This is a genomic window from Phytopseudomonas dryadis, from assembly GCF_004327355.1.
Lineage (GTDB): Bacteria > Pseudomonadota > Gammaproteobacteria > Pseudomonadales > Pseudomonadaceae > Aquipseudomonas > Aquipseudomonas dryadis.
The window spans coordinates 1-11959 of the sequence record NZ_QJUM01000056.1 but is presented as its reverse complement, the minus strand read 5'-3'; the positions used below and the strand labels follow the sequence as shown (position 1 = coordinate 11959).

Sequence of the window (11959 nt, the reverse complement as noted above, 5' to 3'; positions counted from 1 at the left end):
CATCATCTCCTCCTTTGGGTTGCTGATCGTCACTGCATCCGTCCAACCTTGCTGATGCGAGCTCGAAGCTCTGGATACCGTTCGGACTTAGCGGATGAGTGTGGAGGGCGCAGCGCAATCTACGTTGGAAGCTCAAGGCTTAAGGGTGGACACGGCTTGCAGCTCCTCCCCCGAGGATCAGTCGGGAACCATAGCCTCGTTAAAAGGCTGTAGTCGAGATACAAGGGTGGGTTAGCGACGCCATGCCTCGCAATCTCAGGCGCACCTCCCTCGGCACGGCGCGTAACCCACCGGGCGCTAGCCGGTATCCTGCGCGGCACCCCCTGTGCGGGACAGGGCCGTTCCCGGGCCAGGATGACTAGCCCGTCGCGCCTATCAGCGCCAGGGCCTCGCCTCGCTCCAGGGGGCTCTTCATGCGCTGCGACAGCAGCGCCATGACGGCCTGACGGCCACAGGCGACCACCGACTCCACCCGCTCGTCGACGCACAACAGGGCGATGAAGTCCTGGCGCTCCGGCATGCCCTCGATGTCGATGCGATTCCATTCGCGGGCGTGGCCCAGCACCTCGATATTCTTGCCGTAGTGGTAGGTCCAGAAGAAGGGTACATCGGCGAACGACTGCCGCGCGCCGAGCATGTTGCCCGCCGCGACCCGGGCGTGCTGCTGTGCCAGGCGCCAGTGCTCGATATGCGTGGGCTCGCCCTGCAGGGGAAAGCTGACCATGTCGCCCGCCGCCCAGAGGCCATCGCGGACCCGCATCGACGCGTCGACCTCGAGGGAGCCGTCCTCGGCCAGCTGGCAACCGCTGATGAAGCCGGTGGCGGGCGCGACACCGGCGCCCAGCAGCACCAGGTCGGCGGGGATGTGCCGGCCGTTGTCCAGGGTGACCCCGGTGACCCTGCCCTCCCCGTCGATGCGCCGGGGTTCGGCCGGCGTGTGGAAGATCACCCCATGGGCTTCATGCAACGTGCGCAGCGCCCGGCCGATACGCTCGCCGAGCTGTTTGCTCAGCGGCACCTGGTGGCGCGCCACCAGATGCACCTGCAGGCCACGCGTGCGCAAGGCGGACGCCGCTTCCAGGCCGATGAAGCTGTCGCCGACGATCACCACGCGTTTGCCCGGCCGTGCGGCATCCGCCAGGCGTTGCGCGTCGGCGCGCGAACGCAGTACCAACACGCCGGCGAGATCGGCCCCCTCGATGGCCAGCCGTTTCGGCGTGGCGCCGGTGGCCAGCAGGGCCGCGTCGTAGTGGATGCTGCTGCCGTCGGCCAGTTGCAGCCGTTGGCAATCGGCCGCGATGGCGGTGACCCTGGCGCTGATGCGCTGCACATCGTTGTCGCGATAGAAATCCTCGCCCAACAGCGCCGGTACCGCGTCCGCGGCCATCTGCCCGGCGATGACGAATTTACTCAGGGCCGTTCGATCGTAGCCGGCCGACTGCTCCTGATCGAGCAACAGCAGCCTGCCCGCATAGCCCTTGCCGCGCAATGTGGCCACGGCCGCCGCGCCTGCCGCGCCTGCGCCGACCACCACGAAGCAGCGCCGGTCATCGCCCGCTGCCGTGGGCGGTTGCGCCAGGGGCTGATCATCCACCCACACCTCGCCCTCGATCAGGCTGACCGCATAACGCTGCAGTGCCGTGAGCGCGGGCGGCTCGCACACCTGCCCCTGCTCCAGCTCGAAGGCGGCCTTGTGCCAGGGGCATATCAGTTTGTCCTGGTAGAGACAGCCCTCCTCCAGCGGCGCGCCGGCATGCGGGCAGTCGGCCTGGTAGGCCTGCAGCCGATCCGCGCGCCGCACCAGCAGCACCGGCCGCCCTGCCACCTCGAACCGGTTGAGGCTGTTTTCGCCCAGTTCGGCCAGGCTGGTCACCGCGTGCAGGGTCATGGGCATCACTTCCTGGGGGAACGTGGCTGGGGGCTAGTTCCTGATGATGAGGCGGTCGTCGTGGCTGGCCTTGCCCGCCGTGTTCAGCGTGAGCAGCACCGGTACGGACTTGGCGGCGGGCACCTTGCTGCGTTCGGCGTGGTGCCAGAGCGGCACCAGGGCGTTGCACTCCGGGTAATAGGCAGCGCAGCAGCCCTGGGGGATGTCGTAGTCGACGACCTGCAGCGGGCCGACCTGGCGCTTGACCTGCGGTTGCACCGCGGTGCTGACGTCGACCCAGGCGCCCGCTTCCAGGCCGAGACGGACGATATCGCTGGCATTCATGAAAATCACCGAGCGCGTGCCATGGATGCCGCGAAAGCGATCGTCGTAGCCATAGATGGTGGTATTGAACTGGTCGTTGCTGCGTAGCGTCATCAGCTGCAGCACGTCCCTTCTCGCGTAGGGCGCCTGCACGTCGTCGTCCACGTCGATGCTGGTGGGCACGATGAACTGCGCCTTGCCGCTCGGGGTCGCCCACTGGCGCTTCGCGGCGCCCAGCGGGCGGCGGAAACCGCCGGGTTGCCACATGCGCTGCTCGAAGTCCGCGAAGATGTCCGGGTAGATCTTCGCGATGGCCTGGCGCACCAGGGAATAGTCCCGGCGCCAGGCCTCCCAGTCGATGTCGATGCCGTTCCCCAGAGTGGCCCGGGCCAGGCCGGCGATGATCGCCGGTTCCGAACGCAACTGCTCGCTGGCCGGTTCGCTGTTGCCCGCCCAGCCGTGGATGCAGCCGGTGCTGTCCTCGGTGCTGTGGCTCTGGACGACCCCGTCCTGGCGGTCGATCTCGGTACGTCCCAGGCAGGGCAGCAACCACATCTGCGCGCCCGGCAGCAGGTGCGAGTGGTTGAGCTTGGTGGCGATCTGCACGTTGAGCTGCAGCGTCTGCCAGGCCGGCTCCATCAACGAGGTATCCGGGATGGCCCTGAGGAAGTTGCCGCCCAGGCTGACGAAGCCGCGCACACGCCCCTCGAGCATGCCGCTGCAGGCGTCGACGGTGCACAACCCCATCCGCTCGGGCACGCGGAAATGGAAATGCCGCTCGATCAGGTCGACCGGCACCTTCGCCGGGTCTTCGACGATGCCCACCGTGCGCTGCCCCTGCACGTTGGAGTGGCCGCGCACCGGGCAGATCCCGGCCCCCGGCTTGCCGATGTTGCCGCGCAACAGCAGCAGGTTGACCAGCATCTGCACGTTCTGCACGCCTTGCCGGTGCTGGGTCAGGCCCATGCCATAGATGACCATGACCCGCTCGGCGTTGGCATAGGTGGTCGCCGTCGCCTCCATGGCGCCCCGGCTCAGGCCCGAGCGTGCCTCGAGGGAGGCCCAGGACTGCGCGCGCACGGCCTCGGCGAAGCGCTGGTAGCCCTCGGTGTGCTCGGCGATGAAGGCGTCGTCGAGCAGCCCGGGGCGTCCGTCCTGCAGCGCGCCGTCGTGCATCTCCAGCAGGGCCTTGGCGATGCCCATGACGGCGGCGGTGTCGCCGCCTATCGCCAGTTGGTGGTACTGGGTGCTGATCAGGGTCGAGTCGGGGCCGAGCATCTCGCCCGGCGACTGCGGGTTGACGAAGCGCTCGAGGCCGCGCTCCTTCAATGGGTTGAAGGTGATGATGGGCGCGTCGCGTTTGCGCACGTCCTGTAGCTGGTGGAGCATGCGCGGACTGTTGCTACCGACATTCTGGCCGAAGAAGATCAGGCAATCGGTGTGCTCGAAATCGCTCAGCGTCACCGTGCCGACCGGTACCCCGATGCTCTCCTGCAGCCCCACCGAGGTGCTTTCATGGCACATGTTGGAGCTGTCCGGCAGGTTGTTGGTGCCATAGGCCCGGGCGAACAGCTGGTACATGAACGACGCCTCCAGCGAGGCCCGCCCGGAGGCGTAGAACACCACCTCGTCGGCGGGCAGCGCCTGCAGGCTGGCGCCGATCTGCTGGTAGGCCGCTTCCCAGGTGGTCTCTTCGTAGTGGTCGCTGTCCGGGTTGTAGCGCAGCGGATGGGTCAGGCGCCCGTGCTGCTCGAGGGCATGGGCGGGCCAGGCGCGCAATTCGGAGACGCTGTGCCTGGCGAAGAACGCCGGGTCGCTGCGTTGCGCCGTCAGTTCCCAGGCGGTGGCCTTGGCGCCGTTCTCACAGAACTCCAGCGGATGCGCATGGGCGTCATCGGGCTTGGCCCAGGCGCAGCCGACGCAGGCGAACCCGCCCGGCTTGTTCTGCTTGAGCAGGGCAGCGCCGGTTTTGACCATGGCCTGCTCACGCCAGAGGATGTGCATCACCGACCTGGCCGAACCCCAGCCGCCGGACGCATGGGTGTACGGACGATAACGCGTGCTCGGATCGATCGACATTGCCCTTTCCTCTGCGTGCCCTGTTCAGTTACGACGAAGGCTGTGCGCAAAAGGTTCGGGTTAATCAGGGCTATCGGAGCAGGCTGCCCAGACCGCGCGATGGCCTGGATCAATCCGGAACGTCACGGCGTGGACGGCGCGCTGCGCCCGCCAACGCTTCATGGCCGCGGCGTTTCCCGCCATACCGCGTCGCGACCGCCAATCGCCGTGGAATCGCGGCTCGTAGGAGCCCCGACCTCGGGGCGATGCGATAGCCGCCATGACACAGAGACGGGGGTCTTCCACGCTGTCTGCCGACAGCGCCGTGACTCACTCGCACGGGTGGTGGACAACCCCGGGTGATCCATGGCCCACGATGAACGCGGTGCTCCGTCCCGGCCCCGTCCAGCAAATCACCGAACGGGCATGGCCAAGTGCCGCGAAACCCATACCGGCATGCACGACCGCCCCTCTATACTTGCCTCTCCTCCCGACATGGAACAGCAGCCATGCGCCTCGACTCCCTGACCCTGAAAACGCGCCTGATCATCGCAGTGGCCATCCCCTGCATCGCCCTGATACTGGTCGCGGTGACCAGCCTGAGCAGCATGTCCAACATGCAGAGGCAAGCCAGCGCGCTGTACCTCAACACCTCGGCGCCGATGCGCGCCATGGCCGAGGCCGCCTCGCGCATCCCGCGCATGCGCGTGGGCATCGACATGATGCTGCTGCAGGACACCGACCTGCGCGACGAGCGCGGCGTCAAGACCCGCGTCCAGGAGGCCCTCAGCGAGGATATTCCGGGTATGCGCGAGGCCATGCGCAACGCGGTCGAGGCCCAGGTCAACCCGGAGCGCAAGGCCCAGGCGCAACGCCTGCTCGAGCAGTTCGAAAGCATGGTCAACAACGAGCTCACGCCGATGCTCCAGGCCCTGGACGCCGGCGACATGGCCAGGGCCCAGCAGATCTACCGCGACCAGTACGCCAAGAGCTACGGGGTCATGCGCCTGGGCGCCAACGAACTGCTCGACGGCCTGCTGCAGCAGGCCGAGCAGCAGCACCAGCACAGCAACGACAGCTACACCGACGGCCGCACCCGGCAGCTGATCATCATCGCCCTGGGCCTGCTGGTGTCCTTCATCGCCTCCTGGCTGATCGTCGCCAACCTGCGCCGGCGCGTCTCCATCCTCCAGGGCGCGCTGGGCAATGCCGCCGAGAACCTGGCGCTGAACGCCCGCATCGAACTGCCCGGCCAGGACGAACTGAGCGACATCGCCAGCAGCTTCAACCGCTTCATCGACAAGATCCACCGCAGCATGGAGCAACTGGCCGGCAACTCGCGCCAGCTATCGGCCATGGCCCGCGAGGTGGCCGAGCGCGCCCGCCTGACCCAGAGCAACTGCGCGTCCCAGAGCGATCGCACGGTACAGGTCGCCACCGCCATCCATGAGCTCGGCTCGACCGTCAACGAGATCGCCGGCAACGCCGAACATGCCGCCCACGTGGCCCGCGAGGCGACCCAGCACGCCGGCGATGGTCGCGAGGTGGTGGCCCAGGCCCACCGCCAGATCGAGGCGCTCAATGGCGAACTGGAACAGGCCTCCCGGGTGGTCGAGGCACTGGCCGGACAGATCAACGCGATCAGCTCGACGCTCAATACCATCCGCAGCATCTCCGAACAGACCAACCTGCTGGCGCTGAACGCCGCCATCGAGGCCGCCCGCGCCGGCGAGCAGGGCCGCGGTTTCGCCGTGGTGGCCGACGAAGTGCGCACCCTGGCCAGCCGCTCCGGCGCCTCGACCGAAGAAATCCAGCAGGTCATCGACCGCCTGCAGAGCGAATCCCGCTCCGCGGTGGAGGCCATGGCCAAGGGGCGCCAGCAGAGCGAACTGGTGGTGGAGTATGCCAGCAAGGCCTCTGCCGCACTGGAGCAGATCAACGGCCACATCAGCCAGATCAGCGATCAGAACATCCAGGTCGCGACCGCCACCGAGGAGCAGTCCAGCGTGGTCGAGGAGATCAATCGCAACGTCGAGCAGATCAACCAGTTCACCCAGGAAACCACCCACATCGCCGACCAGCTCAACCAGGCCAGCAGCAGCCTGCAGGGCCTGTCCACCCAGTTGGACGAACTGGTCGGGCATTTCAAGCTGTAGAGCACGCACGCGGGCCTGCGCGCCGCGCTCAGGCCGCCTGGGCGAAACCGGAGGGCGGTCGCCCCAGGGCCTTGCGGAACATGGTGGCGAACGCGCTCGGGCTGGCGTAGCCCAACTCCAGAGCCACCTGGGTGACGGCGGCGCCGGCCGACAGCCTGGACACGGCGGCCAGCAGGCAGGCCTGCTGACGCCAGGCGCCGAACGGCATACCGGTTTGCCGGCGGAAGAAACGCGTGAACGTGCGCGGGCTTTTGTTCAGCGCCAGCGCCCATTGCTCTGCCATCACGCCGATATCCGGGCTGCGCAGGAACGCTTTGCACAGCGCCGCCAGTTGCCTGTCGTGGGGGATGGGCGCGAACAGCGGCAGACTTTGCGCGCGCCGCAGCTCATGCAGGATAAGCGCTATCAGGGCGCCATCGCGGCCAGCGCGGTCATACAGCGCGGGCACCTCGGCCGAGCCCAGCAACAAGTGATGCAGCATCGGCGTCACCACCAGGGCCTCGCACTGCGGCGCAAGCCGTGGCACCGCCGATGGCTCGATATACAGGCTGCGGGTGCTGACGCCTTGCATGCGCACCCGGTGGCGCTTGCCGGCCGGAATCCACACGCCGCGATAGGGCGGGATGACCCAGGCGCCGTCCTCGGTCTCCACCTCCATCAGCCCGCTCATGCCGTAGAGGAACTGCGCGCGCCTGTGGCTATGGGCATCGAGCAGCGTGCCCGGCGGGTAGTCGGTGCCGATGGCGAGTACATCGCGCGCCAAGTGGTCGACGCTGTCGAGAGCGATATTGAGCATGGCGATAACCTGGCCGAATCGCGAGGATTATTGACCAACACTCGAAAGCTGGCCATAGCGGCGCGCCCTAACCTGTGGCGATCGGATCTTCGCTGAAAGGATCGCCCCATGCTGTACTGCCTCCTGCTGTCGTTCGGCACCCTGGCCGGGGTGACCACGGTGCTGTTCGGCTTCGGCGGTGGCTTCGTCGCCGTGCCCCTGCTGTATGCGGTGCTGATGGCCAGCCATGGAGCGGAGTCCGTGGTTGGCCAGGCGGCGATGCATATCGCCGTGGCCACCTCGACCTGCTGCATGATCTTCGCCGCCTCGCTGGCCACCTTGCGCCATCACCAGGCGGGCACCGTGCACTGGCGGCAGGTGCGCCCCCTGCTCGGGGGGCGGTGCTGGGTGCGACTGCGGCGAGCGCGCTGCGTGGCGACTGGGTGCGCTGGGCCTTTATCGTCTATCTGGCCCTGACGATCCTCGACGCGGCGTTGCGCCCGGGATTCATGGACCAGGCATCCGCTTCGCCCAGGCCCTTGAGCCGGCCGGCCAGCGCCGTGGCCGGCACCGCCATCGGCGCCATCGCCGCATTTCTGGGCGTGGGAGGAAGCGTGCTGACAGTACCGCTGATGCGCCGCCGAGGCGCCAGCATGAGCGCCGCGACGGCGATGGCCAATCCTCTGTCACTGCCGATGGCATTGGCTGGCACCTGCATGTACGTGCTGCTGGCCTGGCGCACCCGCGCACTGGGCGACTGGTATGCCGGCTATGTCGACCTGCGCGCCCTGGCCGCCCTGGTGGTCGGCTCCTGGATCGGCATCGCCCTGGCGTCAGCGCTGATCGGCCGCATCCCCGACGCGCTCCACGCCAGGATCTATCTCGCGCTGCTGAGCCTGGTGCTGCTGGTCATGCTGATCGCATAGCGAGGCCTTCAGCCGAGAACGAGCCGGCCAGCAGCCGATCAAGGCCAGCCATGACAGGCCTCGGAGGACGCTTCTGTTGCGTGCCAGCCTTGCACTATCATGCCAGCCAGGCCAATGCTGCCTGCCGCTCGCCCCACCCGGGAAGGTGAAAGCATCGTTATTCCACACAACCCCATGGTCTCTCTCGATCGTCGACGGTTGGCAATGCGAGCTCCGACACAGGTCGACGCACCGGAGGAATCATGTCGTCCATCGAACAGGCCAAGCACATGGCCAAAAAGCTGCGGGCCCTGCTGGCAACGCAGCACCAGGCTATCTCCCACGCCGCCGCACTGGAGCTGGTCGCCGGCCAGCTCGGCTTCAGGGACTGGAACACCGCCGCGGCCCTGCTGCCCGAGCGGCAGACGCCGCAAGGCATGGTCTTCGAACGGGCCATTCCCATCCTGCGCATCTTCGATGAAGCCAAGGCCCGCGAATTCTATTGCGGCTTCCTCGGTTTCAGCGTGGCGTTCGAGCACCGCTTCGAGGCGGACCTGCCGCTGTACCTGGGCATCGCCCGCGCCGGCCTGCAACTGCACCTGTCCGAACACCACGGCGATGCCAGCCCCGGCTCCACGCTATTCGTCCCCATGCAAGGCATCGCGGCCTGGCGCGACGAGCTACGCGCCAAGCGCTACAGCTACGGTCGCCCGGACATCGTGCAACAGGATTGGGGACAGGTTCTGGAAGTTCACGACCCCTTCGGCAACCGCATCAGGTTCTGCGAGATGAGCGACTAGGCGGGCTTGCGCAACCGCGCCATCGCCTGGTCGCTCAACGGGGCTTCTGCGGCGCGACGACGGGCTCGAACAGCCGGGACTGCGCCACCTCCATGGCGCGATCCAGGCCTGCGCCGACACTCGCTTCGAAGCCAGCCTCAGCCATTGCTTCTATTGCCGCGGCGCTGACGCCGCGGTACTCGCTCAGCCTCTGCAGCAGGGCCTCGAACCCGTGCCGCTCGCCGATCAACTGGCTGGCCTGCACCACCACCCCGATGACCGCACGCCGCGCCACGCCTTCCGGCAGCCCGCGCGCCAGGGCGTCGCGAAACAGCGCCCGGGCCAGCAGCGCCGGGTACGACGGCCCGGTCCCGGACAGGGCGGTCAGGTAGTTCAACTGCGCCTCGCTGAACACCTCGTCGGCCGCGCCGCAGGTTTCGAACAGCCGCTGGACGTAGGCTTTGGCCGGCGCCTCCACCTGAGCGCTGGCCAGCCATGGCGTGTACGACTGGCGAATGTCCAGGGCGGCATTGGGCATGGCGCGGATCACCCGCTGGCTGGCGCAGTGCGCCTGGAGATCGGCCAGGGAAGCGCCGGCGACCAGCGAAACCAGCAACTTGCCCTGCACGTCCAGGGCCATGGACGACAAGTCCTGTGGCCGCACCGACAGGATCACCAGCTCGCTGCGCGCCACCAGTTCCTGGTTGTCCGCGGTGATCCCCACACCGGCCAGCGAGCCCTGGGGGTCGTCCAGCGTCCCGGAGCGGTTGGACAGCAGCAGCGCCTCGGGCAGGACGAACCCCGTCTCCAGCAGCGCCAAGGCAAGCGAGCGCCCCAGCCAGCCAGTGCCGCCAATTATGCCGATGGTGCTTGGTTCGGACATCACGCCTCCGCTGACAGCCTGCCGATCCCGCTCAGGAGAAGTGCACCTTAGCATCTCCCCGCGAGACGCCGCGATGGTCGTCCGGCAGCGACGTTCCAGGCGCCGGATACGCATCAGCAAAATGCCACCATCGATTAAAGCTTCCGCGGCCGCGGTCGATCTCATAGGACCCCACGCCACCATTTCCCTTGCCAAGGAGCGGCGACATGCAGTCGTTGAAGGCGCTGTACGATGCCATCGAAAGGCAGCTGTTCAATACCCTGACCCGAAAACTCTCGAGCCTTTTCCTGCTCGTGCTGGTCAGCGCCCTGCTGTACTGGGTCGCCCTGAGCCTGCGGGCCGACATCCTCCAGCAATTGCGCCATGCGCAACTGCATGCGGACCTGCTGGCGCAGATCGAAGGCCAGCTCGACAACCTCAACCAGGCCATTCTGCTCAGCACCCTCTTCAGCCTGTGCCTGACCAGCTTCATGGTCTGGTACTTCCGCCACCTCATCGTGCGCCCGGTGAACAACATGACCCGGGCTCTGGAAGAGATCGCCAACGGCGAAGGCGACCTGTCCAGGGATCTGCCCCTGCTGACCCACGATGAGATCCGCACCCTGGCCAGTACCTGCAACCGCTTCCTGGCCAGGCAGCGCGAGATCATCAGCAACGTGCAGGCGCTCACCGTGCGTATCGCGGTGGAATCGGCGCGCTCGCTGAAGAACATCAGCGACTCCAGCGACAGCGCCACGCACCAGGCCCGCTTCGCCAGCGAGGTGATGAACGAAAGCAACACCGCGGTCAGTCGCATCGACGAAGTGTCGCAGCAGACCCAGGCGATCTCCGCCAGCACGGCGCAGAACCTGGACATGGCCCGTGACTCCTATGCCGAGCTGCTACAGGTCACCGGCAACATCGGCGCGATCTCCAGCAGCCTGGATGAATTCGGCAGCCTGGTCTCGGCGCTGAACCAGCGCTCGTCGAACATCAAGGCCATCGTCGGCCTGATCCAGCAGATTTCCTCCCAGACCAACCTGCTGGCGCTCAACGCCGCCATCGAGGCGGCGCGGGCCGGCGACAGCGGTCGCGGTTTCGCCGTGGTGGCCGATGAAGTGCGCACACTGGCCCAGAACGTCAGCCGGGCCACCGACGATATCTCGCGCAACATCGATGCCATGCTCGAGGAAGTGGGCTCCACCCACGAGCAGACCACCCGGATCAGCCAGAGCGCCCGTGAGACCCAGGATGTGGTGGAGCGTGCCAGCGGCCATTTCGAAAGCATGATCGGCGACTTCGAATCCACCAACGGCAAGCTCGCCGAAATCGCCGGGCACATCCAGCAATTCGCCGACAGCAACACCGGCATCCACCAGCGGGTCACCCGGATCCATGCCGACAGCCAGGCCATCGATCAGCGCATGCAGCACTCGGCCACGGCCACCCGTGACCTGTCCAGCGTGGCCGAACGGGTGCAGACCCTGCTGGGCCGTTTCGTCCTCGGCCAGGGCGAGCTGGATGCCGCCATCACCCGCGCCAGCCTGTGCCGCGACGTGCTGCAACTGCGCCTGGAGGTGCTGCAAGACGAAGGATTGAACCTGTTCGAGCAGAACTACCGGTTGATCCCCGACACCGATCCCAAGCAGTACCTGACCCGCTACACCGAGCGTTTCGCGCAGATCTGCCAGGACGAAATCGACGCACTGACCCGAAGCACGCCGGGCGGCATCGTCACCTTCCTCGTCGATACCCAGGGCTACTGCCCGGTGAACAACAGCTGGGTGTCGAAAACGCCCACCGGCAACCGCAGCGTCGACCTGCCGGTATGCCGCGACAAACGCCTGTTCGCGGATCCGGTCGGCCTGCGCGCGGCCAGCAACACCCAGCGTTTCCTGCTACAGACCTATCTGCGCGACACCGGCGAGATCATGACCGAGATCGACGTGCCGCTGTTCTTCGCCGGCCGCCACTGGGGCAACCTGCGCATGGGCTTCGACGCCGCGCAGATGCTGGCGACCGCCTAGTCAACTGTTGGTTAACGCCTGATTGCGTGGCGATGGCGGCCATCGTTATCGCCCCGAGGCCGGGGCTCCCACCCGAACACGGGTTTGCTGCAATCCTGTAGCAGCCGCAACCCCGCGACGAATGCTAGCCACGCCACGGACTCTGCGGGATGGCCGCAATCGCATCGCCCCGAGGTCGGGGCTCCTACCCGAACACGGATTCGCTG

The 11959-nt window shown here is 67.1% G+C and carries 7 protein-coding genes and 1 pseudogene; 4 read left to right on the top strand and 4 right to left on the bottom strand.

The genetic code is table 11. The features are described from left to right. Nucleotides 1–358: 358 nt before the first annotated feature. On the bottom strand, nt 359–1888 hold the full coding sequence (locus tag DNK34_RS25090; protein WP_131174767.1) for an FAD-dependent oxidoreductase: 1530 nt from the start codon (nt 1886–1888) through the stop codon (nt 359–361). A 33-nt stretch (nt 1889–1921) separates the two neighbouring features. After that, nucleotides 1922–4270, bottom strand: a complete 2349-nt coding sequence (locus DNK34_RS25085) for an FdhF/YdeP family oxidoreductase (RefSeq protein WP_131174766.1) — start codon at nt 4268–4270, stop codon at nt 1922–1924. 488 nt (nt 4271–4758) lie between these two features. Between DNK34_RS25085 and DNK34_RS25080 the strand changes: the two genes are divergently transcribed. Further along, a complete protein-coding gene (locus DNK34_RS25080; protein WP_131174765.1) occupies nt 4759–6405 on the top strand; it encodes a methyl-accepting chemotaxis protein in 1647 nt (548 codons plus the stop codon). Between the two features lie 28 nt (nt 6406–6433). Here the strand turns inward: DNK34_RS25080 and DNK34_RS25075 are convergent, their stop codons facing one another. Next, a complete protein-coding gene (locus DNK34_RS25075; RefSeq protein ID WP_131174764.1) occupies nt 6434–7201 on the bottom strand; it encodes an AraC family transcriptional regulator in 768 nt (255 codons plus the stop codon). A gap of 108 nt (nt 7202–7309) precedes the next feature. Between DNK34_RS25075 and DNK34_RS25070 the strand changes: the two are divergent. Both DNK34_RS25070 and DNK34_RS25065 read left to right on the top strand, forming a co-directional pair. After that, a pseudogene (locus DNK34_RS25070) lies at nt 7310–8106 on the top strand (sulfite exporter TauE/SafE family protein). Nucleotides 8107–8348: 242 nt separating this feature from the next. After that, nucleotides 8349–8885: a glyoxalase superfamily protein gene (locus DNK34_RS25065; RefSeq protein WP_131174763.1), complete on the top strand. Its 537-nt coding sequence runs from the start codon at nt 8349–8351 to the stop codon at nt 8883–8885. Between the two features lie 34 nt (nt 8886–8919). Here the strand turns inward: DNK34_RS25065 and DNK34_RS25060 are convergent, their stop codons facing one another. Then, complete coding sequence (locus tag DNK34_RS25060) at nt 8920–9747, bottom strand: pyrroline-5-carboxylate reductase family protein (protein ID WP_131174762.1); 828 nt, start codon at nt 9745–9747, stop codon at nt 8920–8922. Nucleotides 9748–9953: 206 nt separating this feature from the next. Here DNK34_RS25060 and DNK34_RS25055 point away from each other — a divergent pair, with 206 nt between their 5' ends. Further along, the gene (locus DNK34_RS25055) at nt 9954–11753 is read left to right on the top strand and encodes a methyl-accepting chemotaxis protein (protein WP_131174761.1); all 1800 of its coding nucleotides are present in this window, start codon (nt 9954–9956) and stop codon (nt 11751–11753) included. The last annotated feature ends 206 nt before the right edge of the window (nt 11754–11959 follow it).